Source organism: Streptomyces sp. NBC_01190, from assembly GCF_045039895.1.
Classification (GTDB): Bacteria; Actinomycetota; Actinomycetes; order Streptomycetales; family Streptomycetaceae; genus Actinacidiphila.
On the sequence record NZ_CP108580.1, the window covers coordinates 3,761,827 to 3,781,659 of the forward strand.

Annotated in this window: 16 protein-coding genes; 5 read left to right on the forward strand and 11 right to left on the reverse strand. The window is 72.1% G+C overall.

The window, feature by feature from the left end:
* Nucleotides 1-63 precede the first annotated feature (63 nt).
* Nucleotides 64-1,494, reverse strand: coding sequence for a cation:dicarboxylate symporter family transporter (locus OG519_RS15525; RefSeq protein WP_405583638.1), 1,431 nt, complete (start codon nt 1,492-1,494; stop codon nt 64-66).
* A gap of 210 nt (nt 1,495-1,704) precedes the next feature.
* Here OG519_RS15525 and OG519_RS15530 point away from each other — a divergent pair, with 210 nt between their 5' ends.
* Together OG519_RS15530 and OG519_RS15535 are read left to right on the forward strand one after the other, a co-directional pair.
* Nucleotides 1,705-3,411 carry an ATP-binding protein gene (locus OG519_RS15530; RefSeq protein WP_405592748.1) on the forward strand — a complete coding sequence of 569 codons (1,707 nt, stop codon included), beginning with the start codon at nt 1,705-1,707 and terminating at the stop codon, nt 3,409-3,411.
* Nucleotides 3,412-3,499: 88 nt separating this feature from the next.
* Complete coding sequence (locus tag OG519_RS15535; RefSeq protein ID WP_405583640.1) at nt 3,500-4,183, forward strand: response regulator; 684 nt, start codon at nt 3,500-3,502, stop codon at nt 4,181-4,183.
* An 89-nt stretch (nt 4,184-4,272) separates the two neighbouring features.
* Here OG519_RS15535 and htpG read toward each other — a convergent pair whose 3' ends face one another.
* Together htpG and OG519_RS15545 are read right to left on the reverse strand one after the other, a co-directional pair.
* The gene (gene htpG, locus OG519_RS15540) at nt 4,273-6,249 is read right to left on the reverse strand and encodes a molecular chaperone HtpG (RefSeq protein WP_405583642.1); all 1,977 of its coding nucleotides are present in this window, start codon (nt 6,247-6,249) and stop codon (nt 4,273-4,275) included.
* A gap of 213 nt (nt 6,250-6,462) precedes the next feature.
* Complete coding sequence (locus tag OG519_RS15545; protein WP_405583644.1) at nt 6,463-6,990, reverse strand: MarR family winged helix-turn-helix transcriptional regulator; 528 nt, start codon at nt 6,988-6,990, stop codon at nt 6,463-6,465.
* A 90-nt stretch (nt 6,991-7,080) separates the two neighbouring features.
* Between OG519_RS15545 and OG519_RS15550 the strand changes: the two genes are divergently transcribed.
* The gene (locus OG519_RS15550) at nt 7,081-8,016 is read left to right on the forward strand and encodes an NADP-dependent oxidoreductase (RefSeq protein ID WP_405583646.1); all 936 of its coding nucleotides are present in this window, start codon (nt 7,081-7,083) and stop codon (nt 8,014-8,016) included.
* 190 nt (nt 8,017-8,206) lie between these two features.
* On the opposite strand, the gene OG519_RS15555 is transcribed toward OG519_RS15550, so the two are convergent.
* From OG519_RS15555 to OG519_RS15570, 4 genes are all read right to left on the reverse strand, one after another.
* Nucleotides 8,207-8,470 carry a Smr/MutS family protein gene (locus OG519_RS15555; RefSeq protein WP_405583648.1) on the reverse strand — a complete coding sequence of 88 codons (264 nt, stop codon included), beginning with the start codon at nt 8,468-8,470 and terminating at the stop codon, nt 8,207-8,209.
* A gap of 120 nt (nt 8,471-8,590) precedes the next feature.
* Nucleotides 8,591-9,463, reverse strand: a complete 873-nt coding sequence (locus OG519_RS15560; RefSeq protein WP_405583650.1) for an SGNH/GDSL hydrolase family protein — start codon at nt 9,461-9,463, stop codon at nt 8,591-8,593.
* Between the two features lie 108 nt (nt 9,464-9,571).
* Nucleotides 9,572-10,063: a signal peptidase II gene (locus OG519_RS15565; protein ID WP_405583652.1), complete on the reverse strand. Its 492-nt coding sequence runs from the start codon at nt 10,061-10,063 to the stop codon at nt 9,572-9,574.
* A 189-nt stretch (nt 10,064-10,252) separates the two neighbouring features.
* Nucleotides 10,253-11,848 carry a purple acid phosphatase family protein gene (locus OG519_RS15570; RefSeq protein WP_405583654.1) on the reverse strand — a complete coding sequence of 532 codons (1,596 nt, stop codon included), beginning with the start codon at nt 11,846-11,848 and terminating at the stop codon, nt 10,253-10,255.
* A 578-nt stretch (nt 11,849-12,426) separates the two neighbouring features.
* On the opposite strand from OG519_RS15570, the gene OG519_RS15575 reads away from it, so the two are divergent.
* A complete protein-coding gene (locus OG519_RS15575) occupies nt 12,427-13,278 on the forward strand; it encodes a serine hydrolase (protein ID WP_405583656.1) in 852 nt (283 codons plus the stop codon).
* Nucleotides 13,279-13,340: 62 nt separating this feature from the next.
* Here the strand turns inward: OG519_RS15575 and OG519_RS15580 are convergent, their stop codons facing one another.
* From OG519_RS15580 to OG519_RS15595, 4 genes are all read right to left on the reverse strand, one after another.
* Entirely contained in the window at nt 13,341-15,614 is a 2,274-nt protein-coding gene (locus OG519_RS15580; protein ID WP_405583658.1) for an Ig-like domain repeat protein, read from the reverse strand.
* Nucleotides 15,615-15,868: 254 nt separating this feature from the next.
* Nucleotides 15,869-17,059, reverse strand: coding sequence for a glutathionylspermidine synthase family protein (locus OG519_RS15585; protein WP_405583660.1), 1,191 nt, complete (start codon nt 17,057-17,059; stop codon nt 15,869-15,871).
* A gap of 61 nt (nt 17,060-17,120) precedes the next feature.
* Nucleotides 17,121-17,384, reverse strand: a complete 264-nt coding sequence (locus tag OG519_RS15590; RefSeq protein ID WP_405583662.1) for a hypothetical protein — start codon at nt 17,382-17,384, stop codon at nt 17,121-17,123.
* 168 nt (nt 17,385-17,552) lie between these two features.
* A complete protein-coding gene (locus OG519_RS15595; protein ID WP_405583664.1) occupies nt 17,553-18,386 on the reverse strand; it encodes an SDR family oxidoreductase in 834 nt (277 codons plus the stop codon).
* Nucleotides 18,387-18,729: 343 nt separating this feature from the next.
* On the opposite strand from OG519_RS15595, the gene OG519_RS15600 reads away from it, so the two are divergent.
* A complete protein-coding gene (locus OG519_RS15600; protein WP_405583666.1) occupies nt 18,730-19,755 on the forward strand; it encodes a M28 family peptidase in 1,026 nt (341 codons plus the stop codon).
* The last annotated feature ends 78 nt before the right edge of the window (nt 19,756-19,833 follow it).

Consider the following 19,833-nt stretch of genomic DNA (forward strand, 5'->3'; position numbering starts at 1 on the left):
CGGCCCGCGCGGGCCGGCCCGGACGTTCGCGGTTCGAGGGCTCTCGTACGCGGGTGAGCCCCGCTACCCGGCCGGCTGCGGGGCCGGGTGCGCCGCGGGAGCCGGCTGGGCGCTCCCCTCCGGACCGGGACCGCCGGCGTCGCCGCCTTCGCCGCCGGCCGTGCCGTCCCCGTCTGCCGAGTCATCCCCCTCATCGACCAGTGTCGTCTCGTCGAACGGCAGCCCGCCCGCCAGCACCAGCTTCACCCGCTCCGCGTCCACCTCGTGGATCCACGTCCCGATCACGAGCGTGGCGACGGCGTTGCCGGCGAAGTTTGTCAGCGCCCGCGCCTCGCTCATGAAACGGTCGATGCCGACGATCAGGCCGACACCGTCCACCAGGGCCGGCTGGTGGGACTGGAGGCCGCTGGCGAGTACGGCGATGCCCGAACCCGACACCCCCGCCGCCCCCTTGGAGGCGATCATCATGAACAGCAGCAGCCCGATCTGCTGACCGAGCGCCAGGGGCTGGTCGAGCGCGTCCGCGATGAAGAGCGACGCCATGGTCAGATAGATCATCGTGCCGTCGAGGTTGAAGGAGTAGCCGGCCGGCACCGTGATGCCGACCACCGGGCGGCTCACCCCGAGGTGCTCCATCTTCGCGATCAGCCGCGGCAGCGCCGACTCAGACGACGACGTGGACAGGATCAGCAGGAACTCCCGGCCCAGGTACTTCAGCAGCCGCAGGAGGTTCACCCCGGTGGTGAGCCGCAGCAGGACGCCGAGCACCACCAGGACGAACAGCGCGCAGGTGAGGTAGAAGCCGAGCATAATGGTGCCCAGCGCCTTCAGCGCGTCGGTGCCGGTCTCGCCGATGACCGCCGCCATCGCCCCGAAAGCGCCGATCGGCGCCGCCCACATGATCATGGACAGCACCCGGAACACCAGCTTCTGGATGCTGCCGATGCCCCGCAGCACCGGTTCGCCCGCGCGTCCCATCGCCTGGAGGCCGAAGCCGACCAGCAGCGCGACCAACAGCGTTTGCAGCACCTCGCCTTCGGTGAAGGCCGACACCAGCGTGGTCGGGATGATGCCGAGGAGGAAGTCGACCGGCCCCTCGTGGGCGTCGGCCGCCGCGGTGTGGCCCACGCTCTTCGCCGCCTCGGTGAGGTGCAGGCCGTCACCCGGGTGCAGGATGTTGCCGACGACCAGGCCGATGGCGAGCGCGACCGCCGACATGACGAGGAAGTACGCGATCGCCAGCCCGCCGACCCGGCCGACCCGCGCCGCGTCGCGCACCGAACCGACCCCCAGCACGATGGTGCAGAAGATGATCGGCGAGATCATCATCTTGATCAGATTGACGAACCCGGTACCCAGCGGCTTCAGTTCGGTGGCGAAGTGCGGCCACAGAAAGCCGGTGCCGATACCGAGCAGCACCGCGACGATCACGGCGATGTAGAGGTAGTGGGTGCGGTCGCGCCGGACGGCCTGGGCCACCGGTGGTTGGGACATGGGTGTCCTCCTTGACGACATCATGGGCACACCCGGGGCCCGGCGCTGGCGCACCGGAACCGGGTGGCGCCGTGCGTGCGGCTCACGCCCTGGCGGTTCCCGCGACTATCGCCGAGCCGGTGCGGGCCGTCACCATTGCGTTCGTTGAGTTCACGCCGACGCGAAGGGCGGACCGACACCGTGAGATGGCCGCGTGTGCCGTACCTCCGGGTGCGCCCGCACCTCCCCCGGCCCCGCAGCCTGGCGGGGCAGTTGTTCGCGGTGCAGACGGTACTGGTCGCGCTCGCCGTCACCGGCTGCGCGATCTTCACCTACGTCAGCGACGGCCGCCAGTCGACCGAAGCCGCCCGCCGCCAGGCCACCGCGGTGGCCCGCGCGGTGGCCGCCTCCCCCTCGGTGGTGCGGGCCATCGGCGACCCCGGCGATCCGACCGCGCTCCTCCAGCCGTACGCGATGTCGGTGCAGGGCGCCACCGGGGTGGACTTCGTCACGATCATGGACACCCACGGGATCCGCTGGACGCATCCGGACACCGCGCAGATCGGCCGGCGCTATCTCGGCCACATCGGGCCCGCGTTGCGCGGCCGGACCTTCGCCGAGACGTACACCGGGACGCTCGGCCCCTCGGTACGGGTGATCACCCCGATCCGCGCCGGCCCGCGGATCGTCGGTCTGGTCAGCGCCGGGATCACCGTGCGGGCGATCAGCGCCAGGGCCCGTGAGCAGTTGACCGCTCTCATCGGTGTCGCCGCGGCCGCGCTCGCCCTCAGCGGACTGGGCACGTATCTGGTCAACACGCGGCTGCGCCGCCACACCCGCGGCATGAACGCCCGTGAGCTGCACCGGATGTACGACTACCACCAGGCGGCGCTGCACGCCGTACGCGAGGGGCTGCTGCTGCTCGACGGCGATCAGCGCATCGCGCTCATCAACGACGGCGGACGGGAGTTGCTCGGCCTGCGGGAGGACGCGGTGGGACGCCGGGTCACCCAACTCGGCCTGCCCGCGGCCCTGACGGCGGCCCTGCTCTCCCCCGACGCCCGCGTGGACGAGCTCCATCTGACCGCGGAGCGCGTCCTGGTCGTCAACACCTCACCGGTATCCGGCGGGGAGCAGCGCGGGACGATGGTGACCCTGCGGGATCACACCGAACTCCAGGTGGTGCTGGGCGAGCTGGACTCCGAACGCGACTTCAGCCGGGCGCTGCGCGCGCAGGCCCATGAGGCGGCCAACCGGCTGCACACGGTCGTGTCCCTGGTCGAACTCGGCCGCGCGGCCGAGGCGGTCGAGTTCGCCACCGCCGAACTGCGGCTCGCGCAGGCGCTGACCGATCAGGTGGTCGCGGCCGTCCACGAACCCGTCCTGGCGGCGCTGCTGTTGGGCAAGGCGGCGCAGGCCAACGAGCGTGGCGTCGAGTTGGTGGTCAGCACGGACGGCCGGCTCGACGACGGCTCCCTCAGCAACCGGCGGCCCGACAACGGCCGCCTCGACGACCACCGGCTCGACGGCCATCCGCCGTATGACCGCGTGCTGGACGACACACTGCTGCCCGCGGCGATCCCGGCCCGGGACCTGGTGACGATCCTCGGCAATCTGATCGACAACGCGCTCGACGCCACCCAGGGACGGCCGGCCGCGCGGGTCACCGTGACCGTCACCGCCGATACGGATCCGGAGCATCTCGTCCTGCGGGTCGCCGACACGGGCCCCGGCATCCCCTCCGGCGACACCGAGGCGGTCTTCGAGCACGGCTGGTCGACCAAGGACCCGGCCGGCGGCGGGCGCGGCCTCGGGCTCGCCCTGGTCCGCCAGACCGTGACGCGCCACGGCGGCACCCTGGGGTTGACGGTGCCGCCCACGGGCGGGGCCGTCTTCACCGTACGGCTGCCGCTGCGGCCCGCCGCGACGCTGTCATGAGGCGGGCGCGGCAGGGGGTTTCGCCGCCCGCTGCTCCCCGCCGGCGGGCCCGGCGGCAAACCGGCACAGGTGTGGTAAAAGACAACCCATGATCGAGGCAGCCATACGTGTCCTCGTGGTCGAGGACGACCCGGTCGCGGCCGACGCCCATGTCCTCTACATCGGCCGGGTGCCCGGTTTCGCCGCCGTCGGCACGGCCCGTTCGGTGGCGGAGGCGCGGCGGACGCTGGAGCGGGTGCCGGTCGACCTGATCCTGCTCGACCTCTATCTGCCCGACGGCCACGGGCTGGAACTCGCCCGCTCGCTGCGCGCCGCCGGACACCGGATGGACGTCATCGCGGTGACCTCCGCCCGCGACCTGTCCGTGGTCCGCACCGGTGTCTCGCTCGGCGTCGTCCAGTACATCCTGAAGCCCTTCGCCTTCGCCACCCTGCGCGACCGTCTTGAGGGGTACGCCCACTTCCGTGCCTCGGCCGGCGAGGCGGGCAGCCAGGACGAGGTCGACCGCGCCCTGGCGACCCTGCGCGCACCGGGCCCGGCCGTCCTCCCGAAGGGGCTGAGCGCGCCCACCCTCGCCACCGTGATCCAGACGCTGCGGGTGGCGCCGCTCGGCCTGACCGCCAGCGCGGCGGCCCAGTCGGTCGGCATCTCCCGGATCACCGCCCGCCGTTACCTCGAACACCTGGTCGAGGCGGGCCGCGCCGCCCGCACCCCCGCGTACGGCCAGGTGGGGCGGCCCGAACTCCACTACCGCTGGCTGGGCCCGGACTGAGCCGGCCGGGGATGTCCCCGGCGGCGGACGTCCACGGCGGGCGCGGACGGGCGGGTGCCAGCCCGGCACCCGCCCGTCGATCGCGAGCTTCAGAGCGTGCGTTCGAGGCGGTCCGCCATCAGCCTGACGAAGCGGGACGGGTCGGCGAGTTCGCCGCCCTCGGCCAACAGGGCCAGGTCGTAGATGAGTTGGGCGGTCTCTTCGAGGCCGGCCTCGGCCGGGCGCTCGGTGTGGGTCCGGTTGAGGCCGGTGATCAGCGGGTGCTTGGGGTTGAGTTCGAGGATCCGCTTGACCTGCGGGATCTTCTGGCCCATCGCGCGGTAGATGTTCTCCAGCGCCGGGGTCACGTCGTGGGTGTCCGAGACGATGCAGGCGGGTGAGACGGTCAGGCGCGAGGAGAGCCGTACCTCCTTGACGTTCTCGCCCAGCCGGCCGGTCATCCAGGTCAGCAGGTCCGCGTACTCCTGCTGCTCCTTCTCCCGCTCGGTGTCCGCCTCCTGCTTCTCCTCCTCGGTACCGAGGTCGACCTCGCCCTTGGCGACGGACCGGAGCTGCCTGCCGTCGAACTCCGGCACCGCGTCGACCCACACCTCGTCGACCGGGTCGGTGAGCAGCAGCACCTCGATGCCCTTGGCCTGGAACGCCTCCATGTGGGGCGAGTTCTCGATCGCCTGCCGGGACTCGCCGGTGAGGTAGAAGATGTGTTCCTGGCCGTCCCTCATCCGCTCCACGTACCGCGCGAGCGTGGTCGGCTCGTCCTTGTCGTGGGTCGTGGCGAAGGAGGAGACGTTGAGGATCGCGTCGCGGTTCTCGAAGTCGCCGAGCAGCCCTTCCTTCAGCACCCGGCCGAACTCCCGCCAGAACGTGGCGTAACGGTCGGGCGCGGCGGACATCATGTCCTTGACCGTCGACAGCACCTTCTTGGCCAGCCGGCGGTGCATCAACTGGATCTGGCGGTCCTGCTGGAGGATCTCGCGGGACACGTTGAGCGACAGGTCCTGCGCGTCGACCACGCCCTTGACGAAGCGCAGGTACGACGGCATCAGCTCTTCGCAGTCGTCCATGATGAAGACACGCTTCACATAGAGCTGCACACCGCGCTTGTAGCCCTGCATGAAGAGGTCCTGCGGGGCGTGGGTCGGGATGAAGAGCAGCGCCTGGTATTCGAAGGTGCCTTCCGCCTGGAGCCTGATCGTCTCCAGCGGATCGGTCCAGTCGTGGCTGATGTGCTTGTAGAGCTCGCTGTACTCCTCGTCGGTGACCTCGTCGCGCGAGCGCGCCCAGAGCGCCTTCATGGAGTTGAGCGTCTCGGGTTCCGCGGCGGCGGCACCGGACACCTCGGCGTCCGCGTCGGTGCCGGCGGCTGTGTCGGTGTCGGTGTCGGAATCCCCGTCCGCCCCAACCGTCGTGGCGGGCTGCGCGGCCATCCGGATCGGCCAGGTGATGAAGTCCGAGTACCGCTTGACGATCTCCTTGATCTTCCACCGGGAGGTGTAGTCGTGGAGCTGGTCCTCGGTATCCACCGGCTTGAGCCGCAGCACGATCGAGGTGCCCTGCGGCGCGTCCTCGACGTCCTCGACGGTGTACGTGCCCGCGCCGCTCGACACCCAGCGGGTGCCCTGGCTCTCGCCGGCCCGCCGGGTCAGCAGCGTGACCTCGTCGGCGACCATGAAGCTGGCGTAGAACCCGACGCCGAACTGGCCGATCAGCCCCTCGGTCGCGGCGCCGTCCTCGGCCTCCTTGAGCTCCCGCAGGAACTTCGCCGTGCCCGAGTTGGCGATCGTGCCGATGAGCTGGACCACTTCGTCACGCGACATGCCGATGCCGTTGTCCCGGACGGTCAGCGTCCGGGCCTCCGGGTCGGCTTCGAGGTCGATGTGGAGGTCGGACACGTCCGCGCCGAGCGAGTCGTCGCGGAGCGCTTCGAGCCGCAGCTTGTCGAGCGCGTCGGAGGCGTTGGAGACGAGTTCGCGCAGGAACACGTCCTTGTTGGAGTAGATCGAGTGGATCATCATCTGGAGAAGCTGGCGCGCTTCCACCTGAAACTCGAACGTCTCGGTCGGCATAATCCGTAGGTCCTTCTGAGGTCACCAGGTGACAGGTACTGACCTCAGCACTGTAGATCAGCCGGTCGTCCCGTATGACCGCATGCGCGGAAGCCCGTTGCCGGACGGCGCCGCGCCCGGGCGCGGACGGGGTCGGGAGCAGGTCCAGGTGATGTCGTTGCCGTCCAGCGTCACCGTGCCGTTGCGGGCCATCGCGCTGCCGTTCGGGTGAGGTCAGGCGGCCGAGCCGCCGGAACCGCCGGAACCGCCTGCGGGCTTACGGCGCGGCGCGGCCGAGCGCGGCGGGGTGGCGCGCATGTGGGTACGGACCCGGCCGAGGATGCCGGTGAGGGTGACGATGTCCGCCCGGTCGAGCGGCGCCAGCAGCAGCCGGCGCACGACCTCGACATGGCCGCCCATGACCTGTCCGAGCCGCGCCCGCCCCTGCGGGGTGAGGGTGACGATGACGCTGCGTTCGTCGTCGCTGGACGGTGTCCGGGTGACCAGCCCGGCCTTGACCAACTGGCCCGCCTGGTAGGTGAGTCCGCTGCGGCTGTGCACCAGCCGGTCGGCGATGTCGGTCATCCGGCTCCGCCCCTCGGGGGTCTCTCCGAGCACGGCGAGGATCTGGAACTGGATCTGGCTGAGTCCGCCGTCCTCGCGGAGCTGCTGTTCCACGGCGTGCTCTAGCAGGCTGCCGACCTCCGTCAGGGCGAAGTAGGCGGCCAACTGCTCGGCATCGAGGGATGGGGTCTGCGGCATGCGTGGATTCTACTTGCTACGAATTCGAAGTAGGTCTACAGTCGTCATGTGCTTCGAATTCGTAGCACTTGACGACTGAGGAGAGCTTCCATGAAGGCAGTGCGTTTCCACGAGTACGGCGACACCGGTGTGCTGCGTTACGAGGACGCCGAGCGGCCCGCCCCGGCCGCGGGACAGGTGCTGATCGAAGTCGCCGCGACCTCCTTCAACCCGGTCGACGCGGGGATCCGGGCCGGCTACCTCCAGCCGGTGTTCCCGGTGGCCTTCCCGCACATCCCCGGCATCGACGTGGCCGGGACGGTGGTGGGGCTCGGTGACGGCGTCACGCGGTGGTCCGTCGGCGACCAGGTGATCGGGTTCCTGCCGATGGTGGCCGACGGCGCGGCGGCCGAGTTCGTCGTCGCCCCCGCCGATGTGCTGGCGCCGGCCCCGACCACGATCCCGCTGACCGAGGCCGCGGCGCTGCCCGCCGCCGCGCAGACCGCCTGGCAGGCGCTCTTCGAGCACGCCGGACTGCTCGCCGGGCAGCGGATACTCATCAGCGGCGCCGGCGGCGGAGTCGGCGGGTTCGCCGTCCAACTGGCCAAGCAGGCGGGCGCGTTCGTCATCGCGACGGCGAGCCCGCGCAGCGCGGACGCGGTCCGCGCCCAGGGCGCCGACCAGCTCGTCGACTACACCGTCACCGACCCGGCCGACGCGCTCATCGAGCAGGTCGACGTCGTGGTCAGCCTGGCGATGGGCTCGGCGGCGCAACTGGCCGCGCTGACCGGGCTGGTACGGCCCGGCGGTGTGATCGTCACGACGGCGACACCCGCACCGGCGGATGAGGACCGGGACGTACGGTCCGTCGCCATGCAACTGCGAGCCGACGCGGATCAGTTGGCGACCCTGGCCAAGAAGGTCGACGCCGGCGAGCTGCGGGTCGAGGTCAGCGCGACCTATCCGCTGGCGGAGGCGGCGCTGGTGCACGAGCTCAGTGCCGCCGGCCGGATCCGCGGCAAGGTCCTGCTGACCCCGGCCGGCTGAGCCGGCGAGCGGCCGACGGCGGGGCGACGGCGGGCGGGCTGGACCCGCTCCCGGCACCCGGCGGCGGGCTGCCCCCGGCCCCGAGGGCCGGCGGCCGACAGGCGATCCGGCGGCCGCGGCGCCCGGCCCCGAGGGCCGGCGGGCGGCACCCGACCCGGCATCCGGCACCCGCCCGGGGCCGCCCCGGGCGTCAGGCCTTCGGGTCCGGGGGGCGGAGGTGGACCAGCACCCGGCCCGTGTTGGTCTCGTCCGTCTCGACCCGGACGTAGAGCTTCTTGATGTGCTTCTGCGCCAGGAAGGCGAGCACCCGCTTCTTCAGCTTGCCCGTGCCCTTCCCGGGGATGATCTCCACGACGTCGACCCCGGTCCGCGCGGCCCGGAACAGCGTCTCCCGCAGCGCCAGATCGATGTCCCGGTTGTTCCGGAAGATCGGGTGCAGATCGAGCGTGAGCACGGCGCCTCCCTCCGAACGGGCCTCGGAACCTTCTCGCACGAGCGTACGCCCCGGCACGGCCCGCCCTGTGGACAAGCCACCGGCTCGTCCGCACGACAGGCGGCGCTTCGACGGGAAGGGTCAGCGGTGGGCGGCGAGGTGGCGGGCGGTCGCCTTCGCCATGGCCTGCTCACCGAGAGCGTTGGGGTGGGCGGGGGCCGCGGGAGAGGCCGGGGCCAGGTTCTCGATCCAGCGGTCGGCCGGGAGCTGACACATGTCGTGGCCGATGGTCGGCGTGTTCGTGTCGACGTAGCCCGCGTGGTTCCAGGCCGCCGTCCGGGCCAGCATGCCGTTGAGCCGCTTCTCGGTGTCCCGCATGTAGGCGAAGTCACCGGCCGCGAAGGGGGTGGTCTGGGAGGTGCAGCCGACCCCGTCGTTCGGGAAGAGGTCCGGGTAGCCGACGAGGAGGACCCGGGCGTGCGGCGCCCGCGCTTGGATGCCGCGCAGCACCTTCGCCACCTTGGGCGCGGTCCGGTCGATGACCTGCTTGAGCTGGTCGGTGCCGCCGCTGGTGAAGTGGGCCTGGCAGGGCGCCCCGGCGGGGTCGGTCGCGGTCAACTGCGCGCAGGTGCCGAGGATGGTGCTGAAACCGATGTCGTTGCCGCCGATGGTGACGGTGACCAGGTCGGTGTGCCGGTCGAGCGCGGCGAACTGCGGCGGCACGCTGCCCTGCGGCGCGGTCATGTCCGCGGTGGTCGCGCCGGAACAGCTCACGTCCGTCAGCGTGGCCTTCTTCGCGGCCGCCACCAGCGAGGGGTAGTTGTGGTCCGAGCGGGCGCAGGCGGCGTCCACCTGCGTGGGGACCACCGGAGCCGAGGCGTAGGAGTCCCCCAGGGCCACGTAGTCGAGGCCGCGCGCGTGGTGGCCCGCCGCGAAGGCGGGTGCGGTGCCCGCTATCGCCGTGATCAGTGCGCCGGCCAGCAGGGTGGCGCCGAGCGCCGGTTTCCTCTTCACATGTGTCCGTTCATCGAGCGGGGCGGGCGGTGCGCGAGTCACCTGTGGGTGCCCTGATACCAGCTACCACGCAATCCGGGATTCCGTGGTTCACCGCTCGGTGGACCTTCACGACGGGCTGTACGTAGGCTCCTTGGCGCGCATCGGGACCCCTCGGAAGGTCTGGAAGAGGATCACCAGGGCGCCCGCGGTGACACATTGGTCGGCGAGGTTGAAGATCCCCGAGTGGCCGACCTGGATGAAGTCCAGCACGGCGCCGCGGCCGAAGCCGGGGGTGCGGAAGAGCCGGTCGGTGAGGTTTCCGCCGGCTCCGGCGAAGATCAGCCCGAGGCCGACCGCCCAGCCGGCCGACCGTACGGATCCCGAGACGCGCGCGATGAAGATCAGCACGCCGACCGCGAGCAGCGAGAAGACCAGGGTGGCGTGGGGTGCGAAGGAGCCGGCCGCGCCGGAGTTGCGGAATGTGGTGAAGGTCACTTCGCCGCCGAGCGCGTGGCGGGGCTCCCGGCCCTCGACGGCGACCGCCGCGATCGCCTTCGTGCTCTGGTCCACCGCCAGCCCGGCGGCCGCCGTCGCCCACAGCAGATACGTCCGCCGCACCGCCCACCTCCCGATCCAGGCCCCGCCCTCATCGAGCGTACGCGCCGCCCGGTGCGGTCCCGCCGGAGGAAGCCGGTGGACGGCCCCGGGGTGCGGGACCGTCCGCCGGTCGGTGCGGCGCGGCTCGGCGCGGCTCGGCGCGGCGCCGTGCGCGGCGGTCGGTGCGGCCGCGCTACCGCGCGCCGGGTGTCACTTGGCGCGGCGGGCCACAGTGAAGTGGTCGACCCGCTCGCCGGTCTCGGCGATGGCGGAGACCGTGAGGGTCGACTCGCGGCCCGAGCGGGCCGGCTCGACGTCCACCGAGATGAAGGAGTAGCCGGTGTAGCGGACCCGCGACCAGTGCACGGTGTCCGCGACCTGGCCGCCGCCCTTGGCCGAGTGCCACGTCGTCACCGTGTCGACCCGGTTCTCGTGGTCCTCGTACGTGTCGGGCACCGGGAAGCTGTAGAGGCTGCGGCCGGCGCCGCCCGCGGTGATGTAGACCGTGCCGTCGGTGGCGGGGCGGGTGGTGTCGCCGATCAGCACCTGGTGGGAGACCGCGCCCTCGCGGATCGCGTCGGTCCGCTCGTAGACGTGGTTGTGGCCGTTGATGACCAGGTCCACCTGGTGCTTCTCGAAGATCGGCACCCACTCGGCCCGCACACCGCCGTCGGAGGCGTGCGAGGTGGTGGTGGAGTACGCGCAGTGGTGGAAGAACACCACCAGGAAGTCGATGCCGCGCTGCTTGCGGAACCCGGCCAGTGTGCGGTCGAGCCACGCGGTCTGCTTGCCCGCGGTGATCCCGTAGTTGGCCGGGATCTCGTAGGACACGTCGTTGGCGTCGAGCGCGATCACCGCGGTGTTGCCGTAGACGAAGGAGTACGCGCCCGGCTGGGTCTCCGGGGCGTGGCCGGTGGCCGGGAGCGACCAGCGGGCCTGCTGGCCGCCGTAGCCGTTCGGCGAGTACCAGGCCTCCATGTCGTGGTTGCCGGTGGTCACCATCCACGGCACCCGGGCCGCCACCGACTCGGTCTGCGCCAGGAACTGGTCCCAGGTGCGCGCGTCGTAGTCGGCCGCGTCGCTCGCCTGTCCCGAACCGTCCGGGTCGGCGTAGCAGATGTCGCCCGCGTGCAGGTGGAAGGCCGGGTTACGGGCCAGGATCAGCGAGTCGTTGGCCAGCGCGTGGTAGCTGACGCCCTGGTCGCCGAAGGCGGTGAAGGTGAAGCGCTCGTTGTGCGCCGGGGCGGTGGTGAAGGAGCCGATGGTGGCGAAGGCGGCGGACTCGGCGGGGTCGAAGCCCTGGTGGCCCACGCCGTAGTAGTAGGTGGTGCCGGGGCGCAGTCCGCCGATCCGCGCGTGCAGGTAGTACTGGTCGACCGGCGGCAGCTTGCTGTTGAGAAGCTGCGGGGTGTGCAGGTCCCGGACCTCGGCCTCGATCTTGTGGCTGAGCGACCACGGCTGGAGGCCGATCCGGACGAACGGCTTGCGGACCGCGAGCGGGACCTGCCAGGAGATGGTGAACTGCGTCTTGGGGTCGGCGCCGAACTGGAGGTGGCGTCCGAACGGGGCGACCAGCGCGCCGTCCACGTGGTGACCGGTGGCCGGCCGGGTCAGCAGTGCGGGAGCGGGGGTCTGCGCCTGGGCGACCCCGCTGAGCAGACCGGACGCGGCGACGGTACCGGCGGTCGCGATCCCGCCGAGCACCATCCGACGGCGCGTCACTTTGGACCGCAGATACTCGTGCTGCTCCGCCATGCTCATCGTGGCGGCGAGTCTGGCGTCGATACCCGTGTTAGGTGTGTCCATGGCGCGCAATGTCGCAGTGTCCGGCGGCCGGCGGGCGACGTCCCGGTGAACAACGAATGGCTGCCGTCCACCCTGTTCTCCGTACGATGTGACGAATCGTCATGTCCGTCCCGGCCGCCCCAGCGGCCTCCCGCGTCGCAGTGGGAGGAGGTCGGTTGCCGGGTGCTCAGGAGGCTTGTTCCGGCGGAATCACCCGGATGGCCCCGGCTGGCGGCGTGTGGGACGGGCAGGTGAAGTACGTACGGTCGTCCGCCGGATGGCGGCTCGGGGATGAGAGGCCGTGCGGGGCCCGGAAGGGCACAGGGGTGGGCGGAGCCGGGACCGGTTCCGCCCACCCCTCCCTGTGCCGGGGGCTGCCGTGACCCGGGGGCCCGGGAGCGCCGAATCGCCGCAGGCTCCGCACAACCTGACGGGCCGTTGAGCGGCATGTACGGCGCCGGGCCGACGCTCGACGTCCACGCGTCCGCCGCCGTACGGGGCCGGCTCACCGGAGTCTTGTGGCGCGATGCCGGGCCCGACCGGTATACCCGACGTGCCGAGCCACCTGCCCGAGGTGACGACGAGGATGGAATCCCCGCATGCTGCCACGCCTGATAACCGGCGGCGCCCGCCGCGCGCTGCCCCTGGCGATCGCCGTCGGCACACTGGTGCCGGTCGTCGCCGGCGCGGTGCCGGCCGCCGCCGCGACACCGCCGAAGGTCGTCTGCACCTCGGCGAAGGCCGGACTCGCGGCCACCTTGACCAAGGACATCAAGGCGGCGCTCGGCTCGCGGAAGAGCACGACGGCCGTGGCCCTCTACGACCGCAGGACCGGTACCCACTGCACGCTCGACGCCGGCCGCCGCTTCGACTCCGCCAGCGCCGTCAAGGTGACCGTCCTGGGCGCGCTGCTGCGGCAGGCCAAGGAGGCCAACCGCAAGCTGACCGCGCGGGAGGTCAGCCTCACCACCGCGATGATCACCAAGTCGGACAACAACGCGACCACCGCGCTGTGGAAGCAGCTCGGCCTGACCCGCATAAAGCACTTCCTCACCCTGGCGAAGATGACGCAGACGACGCCGGGCGCGAACGGATACTGGGGCCTCACCCAGATCACCGCGGGCGACGAGCTCAAGCTGATGCAGCTCCTCACCGCGAACAACTCCGTCCTCGGACCGGACTCGCGTGATTACGCGCTCCGGCTGATGAACAAGGTGATCCCCGCCCAGCGCTGGGGTGTGCCGGCCGGCGCCCCGAAAGGTGTGAGCGTCCACGTGAAGAACGGCTGGCTCTCCCGCTCGACCCACGCCTGGCGCGTCCACAGCGTCGGCGCCTTCACCGGCGGCGGCCGCGACTACGGCATCGTGGTGCTCACCCAGGACGACAGCACGATGAGCTACGGCATCGGCACCATCGAGGCCGTCGCCCGCACGGTCCACCACGACCTCTAGGGCGGCACCGAAACGGGGGCGCCGACCGGGGTTTCCGGTCGGCGCCCCCGTCGGCCGGACGGTCAGGTGCGGAAGAGGAAGTACTGCCAGGATCCGTAGGTGCTGAGGTTGGCCGGGTCCGCGGCCGGCCGGACGTACTCGGCGCGGAAGCGGTAGTGGTAGCCGATCACGTGGGTGCCGGAGAGGGTGGCCCAGGCCGCGCCGGTGGTGCCGGTGCGGATGCAGCTCGCCGTGGCGATGGTGTGCCAGGCGCCGCCCGACAGGACCTGGGCGGTGAAGGCCACGCACTCGCCGCGCTTGACCGGCGCGATGGTCGCCCCCGTCACGGGGTTGGTCTTGTGGTGGTAGACCCGGTAGGTGGCGGCGCCGATCCGGGCGCTGGTGTAGTAGCTCTTCTGCGCCTCGGTGACGCGGGCGTAGGACCAGACGTAGTGCGCGGCGGTGGTCGCGGGCGCGTAGCGGTAGTCGCCGGCGAAGGCGGCGGTGAAGGCGGTGCGCCGGGTGACCTGGTAGCCGACGGCCAGATTGCCGTGGGCGTCGACCTTGCCCGCCTTGATCAGCGTCTTCGCGCCGCCGTACGGCTGCGCGTAGATCGACAGCGTACGGCCGTTGTACGTGGCGCCGAGGTGCGCGGTGATCCTCGCGGTGGCGCCGTAGGTGTAGTCGGCGGCGTTCGCCGTGACCGACACCGCCGTGGCGGACCGGGACACCTGGACCACGTGGTTGGCGGCCGACGACCCGTGGGAGCCATCCCCGGCATACGTGACCGCGTAGTTGTCGGCGCCGCCGATCTGCGGGGTGTCGGTGAAGGCGAAGGTGCCGTCGGCGGCGACGCGTACGGCCGGCAGCTTCGTCGTGCCCGAGGCGTCCGCACGGCTGACGTTCACCACCTGTCCGGCGGGGAGGGCCAGCGGAGAGGTCAGCGTGCCGCTGAGCTTCACCGCGGTGGCCCGGGTCGCCTTCGCCGGTCCGTTCAGCACCAGTTGGGCCGCCGCCCGGTCGACCACCACCTGAGCGGTCTCGGTGGCGCCCGCGTGGGTGGTGTCGCCCGGGTACGTCACCGTGTACGTGTTGGTGCCGTTCACGGTGGGTGTGTCGGTGAAGGCGAAGGTGCCGTCGGCCGCGACGGGGACGTCAGCGAGCGGGACGCCGTCCGGGTGCGCGGGATCGGTCCGCACGAGGTGCAGCACCTGGCCGTCGTCGAAGGGCAGCTCCGACGTCAACTGCCCGCTCAACGTGACGGGTTGGCCGGTGTAGCCGAACTGCGGTATCGGCAGCGAGAGTTGGGTGCCGGCCTTACGGGGGTCGGCGAGTACGTGCAGGATCGGCGGTCCGCCGCCGAGCTGCTCGGTGATCGCGAACAGCCGGCTGCCGTCCGGTGCCCAGGCCAGTCCGGCCGAGGCGAGGTCGACGTTGTTGTTCTCGGACGAGACGTCGTAGCTGTGCAGCGCGGTGTCCGTACCGGCCGGAAAGACGTAGATGTCCGGCCGCCCGGAGTGGACGCCCGCCGCCACCGTGCCGTCCGGGGCCACGGCGACCGAGTCGGGGTAGTTGGAGGTGGTGTAGCGCCCGTCGTCCGAGAGGTCGCCCAGCTTGAAGACCTGCTGGTAGTACGGGTATCCGGTCGCCACCAGGACGTCCTTGCCGTCCGGCGTGATCGCCAGGTCCTGCACGAACGCGCCGCCGTCGGAGCGGTAGGCGGTGGTGACCGCGGAGCCGGCCGAGACGTCGTAGACCTTCACCTGGGACGGCTCGCTGGTGTTGTCGCCGGCCACCAGGACGCCGGGCGCGGCCGGGCTGCTCGCCAGCACCGGCGCCGCGTACCAGAAGCCGCCGTCGGCCGGTGAGACGGTCGGCCGCGCGGCGCCGACGTCGATCGAGCCGATGCCGCCGCGGCCTCCCTCGCCGTAGCCGAACCAGAGCCGGCCGCCCGCGAAGGCGAGGTATCGCGCCGCTTCCTGCGGGCCGGTTCCGGTGCTGTACCGGGCGGTCTCGGTGAGCGTCGCGGTGTCCACCGCCGACACGGCGTCGCTGCCGGGCAGCGCCACATAGAGCGTGCCGCCGTCGGGGGACAGCGCCATCGAGGTGGCGCCGGGCTCGCCGGTCACCGTGCCCACCCGGCCGCCGTCGAAGTCGGTGACGGCGAGGCCCGTACTGCCGGGACCGCCGCTGATGAACACATGGCGGTGCGGGCCGTCCACCACCATGTGTGAGTAGCCGGGCAGCCCGAGGGGCGCCGGCGTGCCGGCCGAAGCCGTCCCGGCCACCCCGATACCGCCGCTGACCCCGAGCAGGACGGCAAGGGCCGTCGTGACCGAAGTCCTGGACCAACGCATCAAATCCCCCCACAGGATCCACTGATGGAAACCATCCCGCACACCGTCGGTGCCCAGGTCAACCCGCCGTTCCGGTCCCGCCCCCTGCGCGCCGCCACCGGGCCGGCCGGCCCCCGGCGGCCTGCCCGTGGCTCTCCCGCGGGCGGCGCGGGACGGGAGCCGCGCAGGCGTCCGCGTCCGCGTGGCGAGGTCACCGGCGCAGTGTAGATCACCGCGGATCGCGGGGGCACGGGTCATTCGATCGGGGGCACCGGTCAGTCGATGATGTGCGGGAGGAAGCGGGCGTAGCCGTCGGTGATCAGGCCCGGGGATTCGCGCAGGCCCAGGCCGCACGGCTCGTCGCCCACCACCCACGCGCCCAGCACCACGCGGTTGCCGTCGAAGTCGGCGAGCGGGGCCAACTCCTGGTAGCAGCAGGGCTCTTCCGCGCGGATCACCGGCGGTGCGCCCGCCGGATGGACGGTGACGCCCGCGCCCTCCCGGCCGAGCAGCGGTTTGGCGACATAGCCGGGGGCCTCGGCGAGGTCATGGGGTCCGTCGAGGTAGGCGGGCAGCAGGTTGGGGTGGCCGGGGTTCAGCTCCCAAAGGATGGCGAGCAGCGCCTTGTTGGAGAGCAGCATCTTCCAGGCCGGCTCGATCCAGCAGGTGGTGCCGGTGCCGCCCCCGGTGTCCAGCGTGTCCAGCACGTGCGGGCCGAAGCGGTCCGTCGCCAGCCACTCCCACGGGTAGAGCTTGAAGCAACTGCGGATGAAGCCGAGCCGCTCGTCCACGAACCGCCCCGACAGCTCGTCCCAGCCGATCTCTTCCATGGGCAGCGCCTCGGTGGCGATGCCCGCCTGCTCGGCGGTCTCCCGCAGATAGGCGACGGTCATCAGGTCCTCGCCGAGTTCGTCGGCGGCCGAGTGCGCGAAGTGCACGGGGCCCGGCGGCAGCAGCGGCGCCTGCCGCCGCCAGGTGGCGACGAGTTGCTCGTGCAGCGAGTTCCACTGGTCGGCGCCGGGAAACCGCTCCTCCATCCAGAACCACTGGGCGGCCGCCGCCTCGACCAGCGAGGTGGGGGTGTCCGCGTTGTACTCCAGCAGCTTCGCCGGACCGCCGTCCACCCCGCCGTACCGCAGATCGAACCGCCCGTAGACGGACGGCAGTCGCGCACGCCGCCGCCAGGACTCGGCGACCAGGGCGGCCAGTCGCGGGTCGGTGATGCCGAGATCGGCGAACCGGCCCCGCGCCACGATGTGTTCCGCCGCGTCGAGGCACAGCCGGTGCAGCTCCGCCACGACCTCTTCGAGCGCCTCGACCTCGGGCAGCGTGAAGGAGTAGTACGCGCTCTCGTCCCAGTACGGGCGCAGCGAGTCGTCGGGGTAGCGGGTCAGCGGATAGACCAGTCCCTGCTCCTCGACGATCCGCTGCCAGTCGGGGCGGGGCGTGATGGTGTGGCGTCTCATCGGGCGGCGCTGCGGCTCTCGGGGTCGCTGGCTCTCGTGCTCTCCGGTGCTGCCGGGCCGCTCAGCCGCCGACCGAGTCCGAGTCCCCGTGCCCGAAACCGCCCCGCTCGACCCCCGGCTTGGTGAAACCGCCCCCCGACACCTTGTGGTCGTGCACCGAACCGCCGTAATACCAGTGGCCGCTGCCACCGCTCCGGCACTCCTTGCCGTCCAGCGTCTTGTGGGTGTGCGGATCGACGCAGCGCCGGTCGGGCTCCGAGGAACACGAGACGAGCGTCGCGGCGAGCAGCCCTATGCCGCCGAGCACCACCGTGCCGGACCTCAAGCTCCGCCGCCCCGTCGTCACAGCAGTGCCCCTCTCCCCCTGGCGAACCCGTGTCGGCGTCAGCGTAATCGGCCCTGGGCCTGGTTGACATGGCGGGTGTTGGGGGCGAGCGGGCGGACGGGGCCGGTCGGCGGGCGAGCAGAAGTGGTCAGGGCCGGTCGAAGCCGGTCAGGGGCGGGGTTCCGCGGGGTGAGCGAAGTCCTTCGCGGCGGCGAATTCGCGGCGGGCCGTGGCGTCGGCCGCCTCCAGGTAGGTGTAGGCGTCGGGGCCGATCGGGATACGTGAGGGGGCGGTGGGGGTGGCGACGACGCGGAGCACCAGCGCCGCGAAGTCTTCCGGGCTGCCGATGCCGGGCTGCTTCGCCATGTCGCGGATGCCGGTGCGTACCGGGCCGCCCACCGCCTCGTAGGCGCCGATCCGGGTGGCCGTCTCGGTCAGCGCGCGTGCGTAGCCGGTGTCGAACATGCCGGGTTCGAGCACGGTGACGCGGATCCCGAAGCCGCCGACCTCGGCGGCGAGCGCCTGGCTGAGGCCTTCCAGCGCGTATTTGCCGGTGACGTACGCGGCGAGACCGGGCAGGGCCAGCCGGCCGACGACCGACGAGACATTGACGATGTGGCCGGAGCGCTGGGCCCGCATCAGCGGAAGGACCAGCCGGGCCAGCCGCCAGGGCCCGACCACCAAGGTCTCCAACTGCTCGCGCACCTCATGGTCGGAGACCTCCTCGACCGCGCCGAAGAGCCCGGCCCCGGCGTTGTTGACCAGCACGTCGATCCCGCCGAGGCGGTCCACCGCGTACGCCACCGCCGCCGCGCACTGCCGCGGATCGCATACGTCGAGCGCGGCCGTGGTGACGCGGCCGGGATACCGGCGGGCGAGTTCGTCCAGCGCGGCGGGCTTGCGGGCCGTCGCGAGCACCGAGTCGCCGGCCTCCGCCACCGCGACCGCCAGCGCCCGCCCGAGCCCCGACGAGCACCCCGTCACCAGCCAACGTCTTCCCATGATCCCCCTCAGCTCCGGCCCCTCCGTCAAACATCCCAGCCCAACCCACCCCGGCCAACGGCGCCCGGACGCACTCAGGGGTAGCGCAAAACCCCATCCCCCGCCGACGCGCCCCCTCAGAGCCGCAAACAACCGAGCCGGGCGCCCTGCCAGGGAGCGAGCAACCGCGCCGGGCACCCCACCAGGGGCGCGAGGAACTGCGCGAACAACCACAACGCACCCGCACCCCGAAGACAACCGCCCCACCCCGCCCCACCCACCAACCGCCCCGCACCGCCCCGCCCCGCCCCCACCAGAAAAAACCACCCCGTATCGTGACAACCGAAACCCCCTGCGAGGTGCCATGCAACCCATCGGCCAAGCCACCCCCCACCTGCTCCGCCGCCATGTCGAATCCCTCGCGCACGGCCCCCGGGGCCGTCGGCACGCCCCGCACGCCATGGCGGCCGCCGAGGCATACGTCACGGAGGCCCTGCGCGCCGCGGGCTGGCAGGTCTTCCGCGAACCGTTCGACGTACCGGTGCGCGTCGGGTCGACCGACCGCCCCGGCACGCGCGCCACCCCGCTGAAAGTCCGGCTGCACCGGGGCCTGTCCGGCGCCAATCTGCGGGCCGAGCTGCCCGGCGCCGACCTGCCCGCGAGCACCGGCGGCCCGCCCCCGCCGACGCTGGTCGTCGGCGCCCATCTCGACACCGTGGTGGACAGCCCCGGCGCGGACGACAACGCCTCCGGAGTGGCCGTCGTCCTGGAGGTGGCCCGGCTGCTCGGCGCCCTCCCCGTACCGCCGCCGGTCACTCTGCTGGTCTTCGACATGGAGGAGCTGGGGCTGATCGGCTCGCGCGAGGCCGTCCGCCGGCTGCTGGGCGAGCGGCGCGCCCTCGGCGGGATGATCTGCCTGGAGTCGGTGGGCTACTTCTCCACCGAGCCCGACAGCCAACGACTGCCGTCCGGTGCCCGCCTGGCCATGCCGGAAGCGGTCAAGGCGGTACGGCGATCGGGTGGTCGCGGCGACTTCACGCTGATCGTGCACCGCGCCTCGTCCCGCGCTCTCGCCGACACCTGGAGCGCGGCGGCGGCAGCGGCGAGCCCGGTGCTGCCGACGGTCCGCCTCCGCGACCCGCGCCCCGACGGCCGGCTGGGCGCCCTGCTCGGCCTGGCGCTGCCCGCGCTCGGCAACCTGGACCGCAGCGACCACGCCCCCTTCTGGAACCACCGCGTCCCCGCGCTGATGCTGACCAATACGGCCAACTTCCGCAACGACCGGTACCACCGCGCCGGTGACACCCCCGACACCCTTGACTACGAGCGCCTGGCGAGCGTCGCGACGGCGACCGCGACTACGGCGGCGGCCTGGCCGCGGGGCGGCTGACCGGCGGGGGTCAACGGCACGGCGGCGGGCACAGGGCCGACCCCCGTACCCGCCGCTCAACGCGCAGCTCAGCTCAAC